Source organism: Streptomyces zingiberis (genome assembly GCF_012034935.1).
In the GTDB taxonomy this organism is placed as follows: Bacteria; Actinomycetota; Actinomycetes; order Streptomycetales; family Streptomycetaceae; genus Streptomyces; species Streptomyces zingiberis.
On record NZ_JAATEN010000024.1, the window covers coordinates 30840 to 50078 of the forward strand.

The following is a 19239-nucleotide window of genomic DNA, read 5'->3' on the forward strand; positions in this document are numbered from 1 at the left end:
GCGGGACTGCCCGACACCCCCTCGGAGCACAAACCAGAGCGGCCTCGGCCCCCCTCTTCGTGGGGTTCTGAGGCCGCTCTTCACGCCGCCACCTCTGGGAGCTCCAGAGCAGCTTCGGCGCGTTTCAGGTAGACCTCCCGCTGGCCGATGATGCAGCGCGCATAGATGGCCTGCAGAACCGGCACACTGTTGCCGGCCATCTCGGCGACCTCTGAATGCGGGATGCCCTCGTTCATCCAGGCTGTCAGGCAGGTGTGACGCAGGTCGTACACACGCTTGCCGGTTGGCGACTTGAACTCGTGCTCGGAAAGGACCTCCTCGCGCGCCTTGGCCCAGACACGCCGGAACACTGACCCCGCGAGCATGTCCCCCCTCTCTCCCGGGAAGAGAAGGTCGGCCGACCCGAGGTCATACTTCTCGATGATCTCGCGAAGGATCACGGCGAGACGCGGGTGGATGGGGACCAGACGCGTGTCGCCCTCTGCCCGTCCTTTGAGATCCCGCTTCTCATGGACCTCACCGGTGTCGGTCCACTGGCTGCCGACTTCGGGCTGAGCCTCATGGACCAGGAACTCACCCCACCCCGTCTCCGGCAGCGTGGCGTCCCCCACACGGAGGGCGACCGCCTCCTCGGGCCGAAGGCCGGCGTAGTAGAGGGTGGCGAAGAACGCCCGGTAGATGCGCCCGCGACGCGGGCGCTGGCCTATCCAGTCCAGCATCTTCGCGACCTGGTCTCCGTTCAGCAGGCATCGCTTGTCGATGGCCTGGGCCACCTTCGGAGCGGTGCGCTCGCCCTTACCCTTCGGCAGAGGGTTGGCCTTCAGGTAGTTGTGCCTGATCGCGTAGGCCATGACCAAGTTCATGATGCGGTCGTTGCGCCTGACGGAGCTGGCGGCTGCCGCAGTACCGTCAAGGCGCGTGCTGAGGGCTGTTACGACCCTGTCAACGTGCTCGGTCTTTTCCCACGCGCTCATCGGGAGAGAGTTGCGCTTGACCCAGTTGAGGATCGTCTGCACCTCGGCCGGCACGGGCTTCTCCGCGTCCGTACGCTGTCGGACATTGAAGGCGTACTCCCGCAGCGCTCTGCGGACCTTCACCGGTTCGAAGTGCTGGGGCGGCGGCGTGCGCAGCAGGGCGACGGTCACGGGTGTGAGAGCCTTCGCCAGGTTCTTCCGGGTGTTGCTGGAGGCGCTGGGCCACTTCCAGTCGACATACTCGACCGCAAAGTCGTACCAGTTCACCTCAGCAGCCTTGGACATCCAGGAGATCGGCCGCCCGGTTTCGATGTCGAACGGCTCGCGTTTCCTGTGCGCGGACATCAGCTTCGCGCGCTCGTCGTCGGCTACCGCGCTCTTCTTATAGGTCTTACTGTGTTTCTTGTGGGCCACCTTCCAACGGACGGTGTAGGTGTTTCCCTTGGCTCGCTTGTTCGTCTCAATGGGGTAGAAGCGAACGTCCAACGAGCTCGTGTCCGTCAAGAGTGGTCCTCGCAATCCATAAGCCAGTTTTCGAAGTCACCGCGCCGTATTCGGAGGGAGCCGTTGGGCAGTCGAATGCAGCGCGGGCCGCGCCCCTTCTGGCGCCAGTCGTAGAAGGTCGATCGGGAGATCTGCAGCTCAGCGCAGACCTCGTCGACTGTCAGCTTCTGCCCAGGTCGCACCGCTACCGTCATGGCGCCACCTCGCGATTGCGGATGGATACGGGGTTGGCGAACAATGCGGGCGGGTCCGCCGGCCCGGGGTGGAAAAGGGCAGGCGGTATCGCGGATCGGCACATGAGGTGGTTCCTTGCGATGGAGCGCGCGGGGCGACAGAGCGGAATTAACAACGCCGGGAGCCCACGCCTACTCGGCGGAGGCATCGCTGCATTTCAGCGAACAGGCGCTGTGGATTTCAGGGCAGCAGCAGGCGGGAGCCGATCATTTTCCCCTTGCGTCTTTTGCGGCACTGCCTACTGCGTCCGCCACGGCTCCACCGCCAAGCACAGCCGCTGCGAACACCCTCAATGGTCGTCACGATCGCCGGTTTGGCTAACCGGCGATCGTGGTCTATGTTTCGCCCCGCCACAGGGAAGTTCCGGGACAGTTCTCAACTGATGAAGCTCAGGAGGCCAGCCGTCGCGACCGGAGCCCCGGGGTCGTGCCGCCTGTCATGAGCACGAACCAATCGTCGGTGAGCCGGTCGAGGAGGGGTGCCACGATACGCTCGGGAGCGCCGACCGCTCGGGCGACGTGCCAGGTTGCGACTCCAGGGTGTGTTGCAGTGTGCACGAGTACCGTTCGGTCCCAGCGGTAGCCGTGTTGCAGCAAATCGTCACCGAACAACCCAGCCGCACAGGCACAGAAACGCTGCGCCGTGGAGAGGGCGCCGTAGTCCTCTCACTCCTGTGCAGTCCACGCGTTCGGGGTGACAAGCGCCAAGAGATGGCAGCAGTGAAGCAAGCCGATCGGAGAGCGGGATTCGACAGGTGGGCCTCCTTGGGGCGGGCCTCGGCAGCAAGACCGAGTAGGACGCGGGTACAGGCTGCCGGGGAGGTCGGCATGCCGCGGTCGCCCCGGAGGCCCGCGTCTATACGCTGACCTGGTGTTTTACGGGACGTTGTACGTTGACATGGTCCCGGAGGAGGGTTCCAGTCCTTTGGCGCTCTTTCTCGTCTGCCGTGGGCGAATCCGCCCCGGGAGCCTGTGGGATCTCAGGCCCCGTGGCCGAATTTCACGAACCATGGCCACTGAGTGGCCAGTTGGCCGCAGTCGTGAGACTGGCCGGCTACCTCGTCGCATTCACAGCCACCAGCCGGCGCGGCCGGGTTCCCCTTTGGCGTGATCTTCGGCGTGAAACAATGCCGGGATGGATGAGGGGGCAGCTGCCGTACTCGCGGCGCTGATCGCGGTGGCAGGTGTGGCGCTTGGCCTGTTTGGGGCCCGCTGGCAGGCACGCGGCATGCAGGAGCAGGCGAACGCAGCCATCGAGGCGGTCAAGGCGCAGGGACGAGACCAAAACGCACAGTGGCGTCGGACCGTAAGGCGCGACGTCTGGGTCGAATATCTCGGCGCCGTGGATGAGTTCAGACTGGCTGCCGGGGAGGTAGCAGGACATCTCGCTGACGAAGACTTGCCGGAAGCCGAGCTGGGACTCGAAGTGGCTCATTCTCGGTCTGTGGTCGCAACCGACGCATATCGCAAGATCGAGCTCGAAGGACCTGAGCAGATCGTCTCTAAGGGCTACGCCTTGCAGGGCGCCGTGGTCCAGACGATCTTCGAGCTGGAGCAGGCACTCACCGCCGCGCGAGCGATGGGAGTACTCGAAGAATCCGCGCAGCGTGAGCAGCGCGAAGTTCCCTCCGATCAGCATCGGCCGATCGCGGCGGTTCTCAGTTCGCTACGCGAGCTGCGGGGAATGGAATCCGACGATCCGGGCCGAACGGAGTACGGACAGCGCCTCGGCCTCCAGATCCTCGCCTTGGACTTGCTATCTGCCTCTGACACCACGGCCCTCGTTTTCACGTACGCACACCAGCTGTCGCTAAGCGAGGCTGTGGAGCGCTACCCCCACGGGCGGTGGCAGCGTTTCCACGAAGTGCGAACAGACTTCGTTCAAGCGGCTCGCTCGCATCTCGATGGCAGCACTTGAGCCTGCCACCGGTCAAGGCTCGGGTAGGTCGTCGCTCAAGCCGAGCGCCGGTCCGAGGATTCCGACACAACCGTGAGACTGGCGGGCCGGGGCACAGCGCGAGACTCGGGCGAAACCGGGCACGATGCGCTGCATCACACGAGCTGCGAGATCCTACAAGCCCCACTTGCGGCGGCGAGGCTGAGTACCCCGGCCAGTCCTCGCTGAGAAAGCGACCCCGGAGGACCCCGTCATCATCGCCCACTGCAATCAGCGAACGGCGAATGGAAATTTTTCAGTCATTTTCTGGAGTTGGCGCTTCTCCGGACGCCGTCTTGGTCGCGCCTCCATGCTTCGTCACTCTGGGACGGCACCGGACACGGACCGCACCGTGAGTGAAAGCCTTATCTGTTGCCTTGCTTGCCCATACGTACGCTTCACCGGGCTGCAACTGTGACATCTGCTCGGAACGCAGCCCGGAGAAGGCGGCGTTGGCCTTCTGAAGGTGCTTCAACCAGGCGGGCGACGTGAACTTGTGCAAGATGACGTGATCCGAGAGCTCGATCAGGGAGATCGGTACCGAAGGTGGGTCTTGGCTGGCAACCAGAACGCTCATGCCCTTGTGTCGCATCTCTCGGACCGTCTCGACGAGTCCTGCGACGAGATCGGGGCTGTCGATGTACTTGTGCGCCTCGTCGAACACGACCAGCTTGTTGAAATGCTCACCGCCGCTGCGCGCCTCGGCGAACAGCTGCATCAGCACGACGAAGAGGCCGAGCGCCTCGTCCTTCTCGATAAATTCGTCACGAAGGTCGACGATGATCAGACGTCCCGGGCGGATGAGGCTGGTGAGCTGGGCGTTGTCGTCGATGTAGTCACTGGCGAGGTTGAGTCGCTCCTGGGCAAGCTGCTTGACATGGTCCGGCATGCCCGAGTCGGCCACGCCCTGTCGGATGACGTCGAGCCTCAGGTCGTTGCGATGCGCTCGCATGATCCGCGTGAGCTGGCGGATGTAGGTGGACTGGTTGCCCACGGCCCCCATGAGGAACCGCCAGTGGGAAGCCTGCAGCTCGGCGGAGGAGAAGGCCAGCGGCTGGACCGCAATACCGGGGAACTGCCGCTGCCGATCGGCGACTTGGTCAGCCGGCGCGAGCAGCAGGACGTCCTCAAGGGCTCGCGGCTCGGCCCCGTAGCGCTCCTTGAGGACCCTCAGCTGAGCCTTGTCGTCGTTGGGGCGCGCCATCGAGGTGAATTCCGGGGCGTAGTCCATGGTCTGGCTGTAGTGGAAGACCACGGTTGCCAGGGGGTGCGGGAGCTCGTTCACCGGCGGTGACGGTAGGGAGGCCATCTCGATGATGCTGCCAAGGGTGTAGCTCTTCCCGCCTCCCTGGACGCCGAACAGGCTAATCGTGTGTGTCTCGTTGAGGTCGAGCGCGACTGTTCTGCCTGCCACCTCGCCCAGCAGGCCGTGCTGCGGCGAGGGGTGGTCGACACCGAGAAAGATTCCAGGGGTCGACGAAGCAGGCGCTGAAGCCGCGGCTGAAGGAGCCAAGGGAGCATTGACGGTGACAGCGTCTGGGAAGCCCTGTGGGGCGTGCATGGTGGCTGAGCGGGGAGGCAAATCAGTGTCACCGGGAGCAGGGCCACCGTGTGCGCTATCGTGCACGTCATCCCGCTCCGGGCCAGGCTCCGATTCCACCGGATCCGGTCCCGACGGAGGAGTTACGGAGTCCGTTCGGTCCTGCTGGTCCGATGATGCACTCGGGGTGTCGGTAGAGGCCCGGACATCAGCTTCGTCCTGCTCGGTGACGGCCGACTCCGACACCGGAGCGTCCTCGCTGTTGCTCTCCGGGGGAGCCTCTGCTTCCTGCGCACGGAATTCCGCGTCGGCCAGGCGTGGCACCGACAGCTGCAGCAGCGCCAAGGTGGGCGCCGTGGCTTCGCCGTCCGGCTCCGGGGCCTGGTCCTCCACAGGGGTGTCCCCGAGCTCGGGCAGTCCCGGCCGTACGGTGGGGATGGCGTTGATGAGTTCGGTGATCAGGTCGCTGCCGATCCGGTGGAAGTGAACGCCGTCGTCGAGCTCCCGGTCGGTGCCGCTGCGGGCGAGGTCAAAGATCAGGCCGCTGCGGGTGAAGCGCAGTTTGTACCCCTTGTCGAGGCTGTCGAGCAGCGCGTGTGCTGCCTCGCGGGGTTTGTGCCCCATGGTGCCGTGGCGGGCTGCTCGCTCCAGGTAGAAGCGCAGCATGGAGCCAAGCACAAGGTTCTTGACCGTGCGGTCGACACGGTCAGGAGTGGTACGCGCCGGGTCGAAGGACTCCGCTAGGACGGTTTCGCTGCGCTCCAGCTGCTGAGCAACCTTCGTCTTCAGCCTTTGGTAGGCGCCGATGTCGTCAAGGGCGGTGTAGCACTTGACCTCGATGAGGTGGCAGACGACGGTCCGTTCCCTGGCATTGAGGTGGAAGAGGGCCAGGTCGCTGCGCTGGAAGGAGAAGGCGTCGCCGAGTTCCCGGGCCAGGCGCCTGGCTTCGCTGTACAGCTCAGGGTGGGCGTCGAGAGGGACGACGATCTGGTTGTGGAGGACGTCCTGGTAGTCCAGGTAGAGGCGGGCCAGGGAGAGGCCGAGGACTTCGGTGCGCTGGTTGGGTGCGGTGGAGGCCAGTTTGAATGCGAGGTTTCCGGAGAGCAGGCGCAGTTGCTCGAAGAAGGTGTTGAGGTGGCGTTCTTCGACGTCGAGTCCGTGTTGCTCCGCCGTGGGGCCGAGCAGGGTGCGTAGTTCGTCGACCGAGTTCGAGCTCACCATGATCTGGTGGCCCAGCCCGCCGGCGAGAGAGGGCGCGTAGTCGATGACGTATTCGGGCCTACCGTGCTGTCCGGCGTGGTCGAAGTACTCCAGGCCAAGGGTTCGGTCGATGGTGACGACCCAGTCGCCGGCCTGGTGTGCCTGGTAAAGCAGGGCCCGGTCCGCGTTGCCGAGCGACAGGACGGTGCACGGGACGTTGCGCGGTGCCTGTCCGGCGGTGGCGACATTGGCAGCCGCGCTGGCGAGCAGCCCAGGCATTCTGCTCATGAGTGTGGCGAGGTCTTCGGCGTCCTCTGTGGCCAGGGCGGTGCCTAGACGCGGGGCGGTACGCCAGACGATCTGCTGTTCGTTGTCCGCGTAGGTGGAGGCTGTCGTTTGGACGAGTCCGTGTACCGGCGCGTTGACGATGTCCTGGCGTACAACGGAGCTGTACTGTTCGCCGCCGAAGGCGTCGATCAGGATGGTCAGGTGGGCGTCGAACTCGGCAGGGCGTTGGTTGAACTCCTGTACGGAGCGGACGGAGTAGACGAGCTTCGCGGTCCGTGTGCCCCCCGCTGTGTGCAGAAAGGCTTCAGCCTCGGCGGAGGCGATCTGGTTCTGGGCGCTGAGCAGTTCGCCGAGGGCCGCTCCGGTTTCCTGTGCTTCCGGGTCGGTCGCGCACAGGCGGATGTCGTACGTGAGGTCGCGGGTGGCCGTGCGTTGCTGCAGTTCGAGGAGCGCGTCGGCGATGATCTCGCCGCGGCCCGCGTTGACGACGTTCAACACGAGGGTGCGGACGTACGGGTGGAGGCGGACGTACCTTTCGATGCGGTCGGCCAGCGCGGTTCCGGACAGTGCGCTCGCGCCGTTCGAGGTGCGTGAACTTACGGTGGGGAGATTCAGGGCGGTGGTTAGGCGTCCGAGCAGGCCGCGGGGGTCCGAGGTCTCGCTGGGGAGGTAGGCGCCCCAGTATGGGGTGAGGTTGTCCGCGGCGGCCATGAGTCGCCCATCCTGGCGGGGAACAGCGAACGGGAAGCCCAGTGGGGACAGGGTGCCAAGGAACGATTCCCGGGCCGCGATAATCTGGCGTTTGTCTGCGTCGCCGAGTCGCCCGACCCACTCCTGGCCCATAGCGGACCAGGTCGCCAGCCAGAGCGCGCGCAAGGGATGGGTGGGCGAGACGAGCAGGATCGTGTCGCGCTGCCCGAGGCCGTCGGTGAGGGTGATTGCGGCACAGTCGATCTGTTGAAGTCGCGCCAGTGTCACGAGTGCGGCGCCACGGGTGTCGTCTGTGGACCGCTCGACCTGGAGCGATTGAGCTGCCACCAGCTCGGCGTACGCCTCGGCATAGGCAACTAGGACTTCGCGTACCGGCTCGAAGTCGATCGCCTCGCTCACCAGGAGGTCCCCGGTGTCCGCTCCGCCTGCTCTTTCGTCGCTCTGACCGCTCACTGCGGTGAAGTAGGCGTGCCGTGCGGCGAGGAAGGTGTCGTACGCCTCGGCTGCCCGCCCGCTCAGTTCGCGTTCCAGGTTTTCGTCGGTGCCGGTGGGCGATTCGACTGTGCCGTTCGAGTTCAGCATCAAGCGGCGCAGCGTGGTGTCGCTGGGCCGAGCCAGCAGGTCCTGCTGGATCTGTACCAACAGAGGGGCGAGGCGGATCTCGGCGCTGCCGGCCGTGTGGATTCTGGCGTTGAGGACGCGCTGCGGGCTGCGCGGGGTGATCGCCTTCCAGCGGATATCAGTGACTGTTACACGCGACGGGTCATCGCCGGCGGCCAATGCTTCGAGCTGCAGGGACCGCAGTGCCTGGACGACGCCGTCGTAACGCCCGGCGCTCCGATCGGGTGGTTCCTCGGTCTCCGCATCGGGGATGACGTAGAAGCGTTCACTCTCGCCGCCGGGTTGGTCGTGGGCGCTGGGTGCGACGTCGAGCGCGACGTCCGACGCGTCGAGTGGGGTGACGCGCACGTAGTGCCACCCCTCCTCCCAGTCGATCTTGTTCAGACGCTGCAGCGGGGCCCTGAACTCGGCTGTCGCCGTCTTTCCTTTGCCGCGGTAAGCGATCCGTCCGATCGGTCCGCCGTTCTCAGAGACGATTTCCACCCGGAAGCGTTCGAGCCCGTCCACCTTGCGGGGGTCCGGCTGCACGGAGAACCGTGCCGTCACCTGGCGTACGCCCTTCTCGCCGGCGAGAAGGTAGGGCTGCCCCACCATGGCCTCCAACGCCGGATGGGCGCGCAGATCCTCGGGGTTGTCTCCGGCGGCCGGCAGTCCGAGCTCTTGCACTTCGATGGAAACGGTGGCGCGCCGTCGCTCGTCGATGTGCCAGTTACCGAAGGACAGTCCCCAGTTCTCCCGCTCGACGACGATACGGCGGGTCCAGGCCACCGGATCTTCCAGTCCGCAGCGGGTCGCAAAGCCGGCGAGCCGGGCAGCGAAGTCCGCATCGCTGAGTCCAAGGTCTAGGACGCGCTGACGTTCAGATCGCGTCGATCCGGTCAGCTTGTCGACCAGCCCGCGGTTCCGCTCTACGCGTTCCCTGACGAGGGTAGGGTCGGCGAACAGGTCGAAGTCGGGCACCAGCCCGAAGTGGAAGACGGCGGCGCCAGCGACCTGCTCACGGTACGCGTTGGCCTGAAGTGTCAGCAGGTACATCGCGACAGCACGGTCACCCATGCGACGGTCCGAGCCGTCCCGGAGCGCGGCGAGCAGCTCGTCCACGCCTTGGCGCAGTCGGTCCGGCACCTGGTCGAGAAGGTGCTCTGCCAGCTGCCCGTATGCATCGCCCAGCGGCACCTCTTCGAACGTCGCGATCCCGAAGGAGTCTTCGGCGCTCACGCGCATCCCCGGCGGCACGAAGACCAGCAGAGGACCTGGGAGGACTTCGTCCTCCGTTCGGTTGCGGAGCTCGACCAGCTTGGTGCTGGTCACAGTGACGTCATGGAACGGCAGGTCAGGGGCCAGGTCGTTGGCAGTGCCGAGGACACAGACTGTGGCGTCGGGGCCGAGCGCTCCCCGAAGCCGGCGCACAAGCGGCGCAGCGAGTTCGGCCTCCACCTCGGTGATCCGCATGCAGTGCCCAGCGGTCCGCTCACCGACGAGCTTGGCCAGCCGGGGAACGAGGACGCCTTCGAGGGCCTCGCGGAGATCTTTGGGGGTGATCTCTGCCAGTCCGATTGTGCTCATCGGGCCGTCACTCCCATCTTCTCCACTGTGCCAATGGCGTACCGGGGAGTGATGGTCTGCGTCAGATAGGCGTCCGACATATCCTGGTAGTAGCCGATCTCGCGAAGCCGGTTAAGGAATGCCGCCGAGTTGGCGCGCAGTGCTGCCTGGTCGTCGAGGTGTGCGCCTGAGAAACCGTCGGAGTCGGGCAGCTGGTCGATGTACAGCCCGTAGCGATCCCGCAAGAGGGCGAGGAACTCATCCACACGCATCGGCGATGTCTGCAGATCACCGGACGAGTTGTTGCCCTCCCGGAGCAGCGACACCTGAAGGAGCACTTCTAGTAGCCGCGCATCCAGCACGAAGCGGCGGGCGGAGTTCTCGCCACCGCTGCGACCGCCACGCGGCTGGGCGAGCAGGGCGCCGGGCCGGTGCTTGAGCAGCATCGAGTCGAGGCAGTCGACGAAGTAGCGGCGGTAGTAGCGCCCCTTGTAGTGCATCAGCATCTCGACGTACTCGTCGAAGGGGTCAAGATCAAGCTGGGTGATCTGCTTCAGCTCCGCGGGAGTGTCCTCTTCCTCGTCGCGCACCCGGTTGGTCCGCTGCAGGAAGAAGGCGTCGCGATCCTTGCGGTACGACTTGCCGAGCAGCCGCAGAACTTCCTCCGGGGTGAAGTAGTTCCTCCCGCGGGGCCGACTGAGTTTGTCTGTCTTGACGGCAAGGTGCTCGGCGAAGTCGTCCAGCTTCTTCACCTGGTAGGTCGCCTGCACGAAGCGGGGAATCCGCCGGTACCAGATCTCCGCACTGCGTTCGGCCAGCACGGCGGCCGGGGTGCCCGGTGTTCCTTCGACGTCGAGGAAGAGCCGCACCCTGTACGGACAGCGGTCCGCGGCGTCCTCCCCAGCGTGTCCTTTGCGGCAAGACGCGGGGGCCGCGCCCGCCTCGACGACGGCGGGCAGCAGCTTCATCATGCGCAGGTGGTAGAGGGACAGATGGAAGGCGAAGAGGATTTTCAGATAGTCCACGAGCACGGTGCGCGGCATGTGGTCCTGGTGGTACAGCAACCGCATGACGTCCTGGCACAGCTGCCGCGCTGGCTGAGCGCACAGCGGCGGGTAGGGCGTGCGGGGTTTGCTGGTGTCCGGCCGGTCCTGCATCTGGTTTCCGGCCTTCTCCACCAGGTGGAGCAGAGCCTGCGTCTCCACGTCGGTGCCCGGGCCGGGAGTGATCGCCCCGGTGGCCCGGTCCACGTCGGAGAAGAAGAACTCACGCAGGCCCGCCAGGGCGCCCGGGTCCTCGGCGAGCATCTCGTACAGCTGCTCGTCGGCCCCGTACGGGCGAGACTTTCGGCTATTGCGGAAGCGGTAGGTGAATCCGTGCAGAGGCCGGGGGCTCGCCACCGCCTCGGTTGCCTTGCCCCGGTTGACAAGATCCAGGAGATGGGTGGCCGTCCAGCGGGTGGTGGTCTCCCGGTCGAAGCCGTCAAACACCTCGGGATGTTGCAGGAACAGCTTGACGAACACGTCGACCTCGAGGGTCTTAGCCCGGCTGATCTTGCTGGGCAGTCCCTGGTGCCAAAGCCGTGCCAGGAGCGCGGTGAGGACACGGTCCATGTCCAGCGCCTTATAGTCGATCCGGCTGATGCCGGGATGGTGGAAGGTGCCCAGGGACCCGGTCAGCGCCATGTTGTCTCCTCCACCCGGTCGGCGCCCTCGGCGAGCGACTCATCTTCGCCGTCCGGCTGCCGTGCCGTCAGCTCTTCCATGTGCAGTACGGAGTCCTCGGTGCGGTGGATGCGACGCAGGTCGTGTCCGTGTGTCGTTAGCAGCACTTCCTGATACGGGACGGCGGCCAGCCTGTTCTTGAACACGGCAAGGGCGAGCTGCTGTCCTTGGAGGTCGGCGACAGACGGCCGGTAGCCACGCTCGAACCGCTGCAGAAGCTCGAACAGGTCGAGCCGGATGTCCAACTCGGCTGTCCCGCCCTGGCTGCCGGCCGGGTCGCGGTAGCTGAGGCGCAACGAGGTGCGCCCGGACTCGATGTATGTCGAGTCCGGGGCTTCTCCGGGTTCGAGGCGGAACCCTGCGGAAGGGAATCGGCGGAAGCTGCGGACGGTTCCGCCCTGCACGTCCCGCACCTTCAGCGCGAGGGCGTCACCGATCCGCTCGGGGACAACCAGTCCTTCGCCGCGGTTGAGCGCACGCAGGATGCCGTCCCGCTCCTCTGCAAGGGAGCTCCGGGCCGAGAGCAGGTCCATGAAGCGCAGCACCGAGGGGAACGGCAGCATCCGCTCTGCGCGCTCCTCGTCGTGGAGCTCGAAGTAGAGCAGACGGCGGGCCGCGTCCACGTAGCGGCGGTGCGCCGCCGCCTGGGAGGTGCGGGCGGCAGCCGACCGGCCCAGCTGCTGGAACTGCTGGTCCAGCAGTGTGCGGCCGTGGTCGCTGCGGCCGTCGACCGTGACCAGTGCACGGTCCTCGAGAAGTCCCGCATAGTCGAGCCGCCGGTCCAGCTGTGGCTGAGGAACCGACGCCACATCGGCCTCCCGCAACAGGGAGAGCAGCCGGTCTCGTTCCCGTGGAGTCCCGTCGGCTGCGGGCGGAGTGCCAAGGTGCGCGGAGAAGTAGAAGCTGTCCAGAATCTCCCGGGCGTCGCCAGCCGCATACAGCTGGTGGATCTCGGCGCAGTCACGGCCCGAGGTGAGGGTGAAGGCGAGGGCCGACCTCAGGTCCCGGAGGGTGATGTGCAGCTTGCCACGTAGCTGGGTCAGTTCGTAGACCCGCCTCAGCCGCCGCTTGACCTGTGGGCCGGCTGCGGGGTGCTGGAAGGTTTGGGCGTTGTGCCGTGCGTAACAGGTCGCGGCGAGGTCACAGCTCTCGCAGTCCTCCCAGAACCGGTTCTGCGTCATCCGGTCGAGCATGCGCTCAAGCAACGACTCGCCGTCTTGGGGCATCCCATCCGTGTCGAGGGGACGGGCCGCCACGTCACGCGCGTTGAGATTGACCACGGCGGCGGCCTGTCCGGTTGGCCGACCCGCCAAGCCCAGGTTGACGAGCTTGGCAAGGTGTGGAAAGCGGTCGTGGTGATGGCTAAGGAAATCGACCAGACGCCCCTCGTTGATGGCGATCAGCCTGGTCTCGCCTTGAATCGGCCACGCCGAGTCGTCGGCACCGGTGAACGGCGCGAAGAACTCTTCCAAGACCTCGTCGCCGCTGGTCTCGCCTTCGTCCTGGCTTCCGTCGTGGTTGGTGCGGAAGCGGTGACCATCCAGGGTGAAGTCGGTGCCGTTGGGCCGCCGCGGCCCGAACGTGGCCCCGAGATCGCGGGCCTGCCGTTCGAAGCTCTCCAGAAACGCGGTCTTGCCGTCGCCCGCGTTGCCGGTGACCACGACGAGCGCGTGCCGACCTTCGCGGAGTGCCGGTACGAGCTCACGGTCCAGGGCCGTCTCGACATACACGGACATGCTGTGCGGGTCGAGTCCGCGAGTGCCTCGGTTACTGCGGCGGCTCTGGCTGTACAGCGTCTGGAGGTGCGCGACGAAGGGATTGCTGTTCGGCTCAGACCGCAGAGACTCGTCACCGCTGCTGGTGGCCGGCGGAGCGGGCGCCACTTCGGAGCGCGCGGGCAGTGGCGGCGGTACGGGCGCGATGCGCGCGGATTCCAGGGCCTCCAGTGCGCGCAGCAGCTCTTCAGCTGTGGTGAACCGCTCGCCACGGTAGGGGGAAATGGCCCGCAGCATAATCTCAACTAGGCCCGGTGAGAGGTCTCCGAAGCCGCTGTAGGCGGTGCGCGGATCGACCGGGCGCACCCCGGGCGGCGGATACTCGACGCCTTCCCACGGATACTGTCCACCGGTCAGCGCCTCGTACAGGGTGACGCCGAGCCCGAACAAGTCGCGGTCGGTGTATCCGGTGCCGTCAGCAGGGACCTGGTCCAGATCGGGCGGGGTGTAGCGCGGACTGGTGTAAGTGTGCCCTTCGGAGGAGTCCGAGGTCTTGGATATCCCGAAGTCGATCAGCTTGACCCCGTCGTCGGTCCAGAGCAGGTTGCTCGGCTTGACGTCGCAGTGCCATACCCCGAGTTCGTGGATGTGCCGCAGCCCGCGGGCCGTGTCGATCGCGAGCCGCAGCACGTCCGCCGCGCCCATCCGCCCGCCGCGGACCACCTCGGCGACGTCCTTGCCGTCAATGAACTCGAAGACCAGGTAGGGGTATTCGTCGGGAGGCAGCAGCCTGTCCGCGTCCACCATCGACACCACGTTGCGATGCGGCGCGTGTTGGAGTCGCTGCAGCACGTCTGCTTCACGGCGCAGCCGCTCCAGGACGGAGTCCCGGTCACGAAGGACCAGCTTCACCGCGCGGTCAACGCTCCTGATGGTGTCGTACACCCGGTAGGCCACGCCGAACGATCCGGGGCGGCCCAGCCGGTGCCGCACCAGGTACTTCGTTCCCAGCTGGAAGTCGGCGGGCAGGTCCTTGAAAAACTCAGGACCGCGCGGTCCATCCACGCCCGCCGCAGAGGCGGACTGGGGCGCTGCGGAGGAGCCGATGCGCTTGGACGGCATGTTTCGCGCGCCCATAGCGAGATCGAGTCGCCGCAGCGCCTCGAGCGCCGTCGGCCGATCCGTCGGGTCCGTCGCGCAGAGCTTCTGGAGCCAATGGGCAAGCTCGACCCGGACACCGGCACCCTCCAGGCCGCTGACCGGGAGCTGCCCAGCCACGCTTACCTGCTCCGTGGCCGAAGTGAAGGGGAGCTCGCCGGTGAGAAGCTGGTAGCCGATGACGCCAACCGCATAGATGTCCGACTTCATGCCCATCGCGGCGGGGTCCGCATGACATTCGGGCGCCAGATAGGACCGGTCGGCAACCTGGTGGGCTTCCTGCATCACCGTGTGGACGCGCCGCTGCGCGGTCTTCGCGTACTCGAAGCCGGTCAGCATCGCCCGGCCGTCCTGCGCGATCAGGATGGTCGACGGATTCAGCTCTCGGTGCGCGATACGCCGTTGGTGGGCATGGGCGAGGCCCATCAAGACATGCCGGATGATCCGCAGTTTCGCGTCGGCGGTTAGCGGATCCTCGGACCCGGTCAGATGCAGCTTCAGAGCGTGGCCGGGTACATCGTCGAAGACGGTGACGAAGACGTCCTTGTCCTCGTCCGCGAAGAAGTCCCGCACCCCGACGATGTTCGGGTGCGAAGGCAGCTTGCCCAGCGCCTCGTAGGCGATGCCTATCCGCTTTTGCTGCAGCAGCCGATCGGCCTCCGGAGCGTACGGATCGGCCTTGCGAACGGAGAGCCGGACCGTGCCCGACCCCTGCACGGCCAGCGCATTCTTCGCCCGGTACTCGCTGTGGATGTCGGCACCGTCATCGGGTGCCGTCTCGCTGAGCCGCTCGATGACCTCCCAGCTGCCGAATCGCAGCGGCCCAGACGGCGGTCGGGAGGACCCCTGGACCGTACGCACGATCAGCTCGTGATGCGCCGCGATGTCCGTGTCGAACCGCCCCGAGACCGTGGGGACACGGGTCACATCAGCAAGCCGTCCGATCAGGTCGGGCAGCGTGACGGTGTCCCTGGCATCCTGCTGTCGCGGCGTGCGATCGATGAGCAGGGCATCCCGCGCAGTCAGCACCACAAGCGCGTCGGTGTAGAGCCGGGACAACGGCCGATGGGCCGTCTCCAGGATCGTCTTGAGCTGCTTGGCGTGCCCGCGCAATTTCGGCAGCGGGCTCCGGAACGGGGCCCGTCTCGCCGGATGCCACCGGTTGCCAGCGACCTCAATACGGCCGCGGGTGCCCTTGACGTCGATGACGAACACGGCATGTCCGGTGACGACGACCAGGTCGACCTCGAACAGCTCGTTCCGGTACGGGATTTCAACAGAGTGCAGGACCGTCCAGTCGTCGGGGGCATGATCACGCAAGTGCGCGATCACCCTCCGCTCGGCATCGTTGACGGCCTCCCCAACAGCAACGATCCTGGCACCCATCAGCCGGCGGCCTCCTCAATGGCAGCGGTGAGCAGCGCGAGCGCCTTGTCTTCGAGGACGTCAGCGCGGTCGCGGCACTGGTAGGCATAGCGGACGGTCTGGGCGATGCGGGCGCGGTCGGCAGGGGGCGCGAGCGGGACCGGGATCTCGGCGCGTAGGCCCTCGTGAATGTCCTGCTGCTTGCCGCCTGTGCTCAGAGAGCGCAGGAGACGGAAAGCCACCTCGGAGCGGAAGAAAGCGAAGAGATAGGCGCCGGGGATCTCTGGGTCGCCACTAACGACACGCAGGAAGTGCTCAGAGTAGGCATACTGCAGCCAAGAACCCGTCACCAAGATCGGGCGGCAGTAGACCTCATTTTCACCCAACGTGCCTTGCGCTGCGACAAGGATCGTCTCATCCCTCGCGAAAACCTCCGCAGGCGTCGTCGACGCCCTTAGCCACCGACCCTCGGGCCGAAGCCAGAACGCCTGCCGCTGCCCGACGAGCTGGACGCCGTGCTCAGGGTCACTATCGGTCCTTTTGAACCGAATCCCTCGACTCAGCTGACCGCTGGAGCAGATATCCCCGAGCTTCGCACCCGGCACGGAGTCCAGTCGCTCTACCAATCGCCGCGCCCTGGGCGCGAAATTCAATGCCCGCAGCGAGATCGGCCCCACGCTCGAAACCTCGAACCCAAGGTCTCGCTCCTGGTGCCAGCGAATGTCGTTCAGCTCGGACAATCCGACGCTGCTGAAGAAATCCTTCGTTGCAGCGACAAGACCCGCTTGGTACCTCGCCCGCAGCCACGCGCTGCGTTCCACCATCTGGTGAATGCGCTCCTCCAGCCCCTCATCGAACCGAGGTACGGGAAGCCCAGCGATGTGGTGCGGCTCGATGTGCTTCACGGCCGACCCGTAGACCGATCCGCGGACGAGTGACTCCCCGAACCGGCTGAGTAGGAAGGCGTAAAGATACCCGGACTTGATCTTCTCCGGGTTGGGTTCAACCTTGAGTGTGTCCTGCGAGGACCAGCAGTCGCCCATGTCCGGGCGGACGTAGGCCCTCCTGCCGGCGTTGAAGCCTGAGCATGAGATCAAGGTCATCCCGGGCTTGACCTGAAGGTAGGACAGGGCCGCCGACGTGGCGTCGGACTTCCGTAGCCGGGGCAGCCCCGTGAGGTCAGCCGCCATCATGTCCTTCGTGCCGAGGAACGGCACGCTGTGCTCAGGGTCGGTGAGATAGACCCGGCGAAACATGGGTCCATTGAAGATGCCCCCATTGTGGCCAGAGGTCACACTCGCCAGCGGCACCGTGTCCGGCAGGCGCTCGAGCATCTTCTTCGCTTCCAGCGAGCCCGCGATGTATGGCGATGCGTCGAGCCGGAGCCCCTGGTCCGCCAGCCAGTCGGACATCACCGGGTTGGAAAGGCTGGCGACCTTCACGTGCCCGCCTCCGTGCCCCTGCGCGGGTCCACGCCCGGCACCGGGTGTTTGGCCCGGAACTCCCGGTATTTCTCCGCGATCACCGGCAGGTCGTTGTCGATGACCGGCTGGCTACGCTTCAGCGGCCGGGTCACCACCTTGCCCCGGATACGGAGCCGCTCCATGTCGACCTTCGTCTCCACCACGATGTCCCCATTGGGCTTGCGCTTGTAGAGGTCGTTCCCCCGGCGGTCGAACCCGACCGTCTCGGCGACCGCCATGAAGACCGGGTACGGCTTCTCCGTTCCAATCCTGTGGTTGCGCACCTCCCGGTCGGTCTTCCGCTTCAGGAAGAGAAGTGTGGTGAGGATGTTGACGTTCGCGTCGACGATGAAGGTCTCCACCGGCAGTTCGATGCTCGCGAGCACCCAGCAGTGCTCCAGGATGTACCGGCGGATCGCCTCGTCGGTCGGCCCGGGATTCGACAGGATGCCGTTGGGCAGGACGATGCCGATACGGCCACCGGGCTTGACCCACTCGATGGCGCGCTGGATGAACAACTGTTCGGGCGCCATGCTTGCCGGTGTACTGATCCCGCTGGCCTCGACCTTGCCGGTCTCCTTGTTCCGCGCCCACGACTTGGCGATGCCGTCGCGGAACGCCCCAAGGACCGACTCGTCGCTGACGGGGATGTCGGCGCCGAACGGGGGATTGGTGAGAAGTACGTCCACAGCCTCGCCGAGCGGAATTTGCTTCTTCGCCAGCTCGACGTCAGGCAGATGCCCTCGGGGGAAGGCCAAGGAGTCCATGTGGAAAACATTCCCGGTGGTCTCCGCGAGCGTCATGATGTTCATGGTGGTCGCCCGGACCAAGAACCGGTCGAAGTCCGCGCCGAACAGGTGCTTTTCCGCGTACGCTTTCAACCGATCCCGGAAGCGTTCGCGCTGCTCGTCGGTGTCGGGGAAGCCGAAGGTCCCTTCCTGTTTCTGCCAGGTGTGATGCAGGTGGTTAAGCGTCGCCTGGAGGAAGCCGCCGGTACCGCAGGTCGGGTCGAGGACGGTTTCGTCCTCCTGGGGATTGAGGATCTCGACCATCAGGTTGACCGCGCCGCGCGGGGTGAAGTACTGCCCCCGGTCACCGCGCAGGTTAATGCCGACGAGCTCCTGGTAGGCGATGCCCTTGGCATCGACGTCCGTGCCGCTCAGGTCGTAGGGCGCAAGCTCGCTGACGATGAAGGCGAGGGCTCCGTCGGACAGAGTGATCTCGTCGGTGGGCTTGAAGACATCTTTGTACTCGCGCTTGACGTCCTCGAACAGTTCCTTGACCCGGGCGCTGATGGCTGCACGGCCCGCCGGGTCAAACATCTCCTTTAGGCCCGTACGGAACCTTCCGTGGGCGGTTCCCCGGCTGACCCGCTCGTCGTACATCTTCGCGAACAGGAGGTAGAGGAACTGCCAGAAGGCGGCATCCTTCGGCATGCCCTCGTTGCCATGGATGTAGTTGTGGCAACGTCGGAAGGTCGTCTTGAGCATCTCCGGCTCAGCTCGCCGAAGCCGCTGATGAGAAGCCACGGTCCGGCTGCCTCTAGTCCCCTCGGCGACCTCCCAGTCGCTCCGGTCCTCGAAAGTCGCCCCAAAGTCGCCGATCACCTTCTTGAGGAAGAAGAAGTCGACCCCGTCCGTCCACATGCCGTCCGCGCATTCGGGACGGTCTTCGTTGCCCATCAGCTCCTGCAGCTCGGCAAGATCCTTCTCCGCCTGCCGCGGCTCGCGAAGCTTGACCACGTTCTTGCCGCGCTTCGGCTCAGGCTTGCAGATCACCACGCGGCGTAGGTTCGCTGTGGTGTGCTGGGCGCCGGACTCGAAGATCGCGATGTCGGCCTTCTTCGTCCGCTTACGGGGAGCCCCTTCTTCACTGACCGTGACCGAGAAATCGCGCGACATGTCATGAGGGTCGATGCCGTGCTCGTGTACCAGTGCACGAACGATCCTCTGTCGGACCTTCTCCTTCGGGGTCTCCTTGATCGCCTCACCGGTGATGTAGTCGACGACCTGGCCCTCTTCCAGGGCGGTGACCCTGGGCTGAGTGTCCTCCGCCGCTGGATCGATGCCATCCCCGAGCTGCGGCGGGATGTCCAGGTCCAAGGTCAGTTCCTCCATCAGCGTGCTGCTTCTTCCCTGTGCTCGGTGGTGCTGGCGGTGCTTGTGGGACCTGACTGGTCCGCACCCATCGCAACCCGCAGCCTGCGATTCTACGACCGCAGCGGTATCCTCCGCGGCGCTTCCCGCTAGGCTGCGGGCTCTC

Annotated in this window: 8 protein-coding genes; 1 reads left to right on the forward strand and 7 read right to left on the reverse strand. The window is 65.8% G+C overall.

All coding sequences use genetic code 11. The features are described 5' to 3' along the window. Positions 1–80: 80 nt before the first annotated feature. The gene (locus HCK00_RS23450) at positions 81–1478 is read right to left on the reverse strand and encodes a tyrosine-type recombinase/integrase (RefSeq protein WP_206320793.1); all 1398 of its coding nucleotides are present in this window, start codon (positions 1476–1478) and stop codon (positions 81–83) included. After that, positions 1475–1672: a helix-turn-helix transcriptional regulator gene (locus HCK00_RS23455; protein ID WP_168104023.1), complete on the reverse strand. Its 198-nt coding sequence runs from the start codon at positions 1670–1672 to the stop codon at positions 1475–1477. The genes HCK00_RS23450 and HCK00_RS23455 overlap by 4 nt, the downstream gene beginning before the upstream one ends. A gap of 1174 nt (positions 1673–2846) precedes the next feature. Between HCK00_RS23455 and HCK00_RS23460 the strand changes: the two genes are divergently transcribed. Beyond that, complete coding sequence (locus HCK00_RS23460) at positions 2847–3629, forward strand: hypothetical protein (protein ID WP_168104025.1); 783 nt, start codon at positions 2847–2849, stop codon at positions 3627–3629. Positions 3630–3903: 274 nt separating this feature from the next. On the opposite strand, the gene mads8 is transcribed toward HCK00_RS23460, so the two are convergent. Genes mads8 through mads2 form a run of 5 tightly spaced genes read right to left on the reverse strand, consistent with a single transcriptional unit; the run spans position 3904 to position 19094 of the window. After that, a complete protein-coding gene (mads8, locus tag HCK00_RS27980) occupies positions 3904–9573 on the reverse strand; it encodes a methylation-associated defense system ATP-binding protein MAD8 (RefSeq protein ID WP_168104026.1) in 5670 nt (1889 codons plus the stop codon). Further along, on the reverse strand, positions 9570–11237 hold the full coding sequence (gene mads7, locus HCK00_RS23470; protein ID WP_168104027.1) for a methylation-associated defense system protein MAD7: 1668 nt from the start codon (positions 11235–11237) through the stop codon (positions 9570–9572). The genes mads8 and mads7 overlap by 4 nt, the downstream gene beginning before the upstream one ends. After that, positions 11228–15535: a methylation-associated defense system protein kinase MAD6 gene (mads6, locus tag HCK00_RS23475; protein ID WP_168104028.1), complete on the reverse strand. Its 4308-nt coding sequence runs from the start codon at positions 15533–15535 to the stop codon at positions 11228–11230. Before mads6 ends, mads7 begins: the two co-directional genes overlap by 10 nt. Further along, positions 15535–16956: a methylation-associated defense system restriction endonuclease subunit S MAD5 gene (gene mads5, locus HCK00_RS23480; RefSeq protein ID WP_168104029.1), complete on the reverse strand. Its 1422-nt coding sequence runs from the start codon at positions 16954–16956 to the stop codon at positions 15535–15537. The genes mads6 and mads5 overlap by 1 nt, the downstream gene beginning before the upstream one ends. Next, on the reverse strand, positions 16953–19094 hold the full coding sequence (gene mads2, locus HCK00_RS23485; RefSeq protein WP_168104031.1) for a methylation-associated defense system DNA methyltransferase MAD2: 2142 nt from the start codon (positions 19092–19094) through the stop codon (positions 16953–16955). The genes mads5 and mads2 overlap by 4 nt, the downstream gene beginning before the upstream one ends. Positions 19095–19239: the final 145 nt, after the last annotated feature.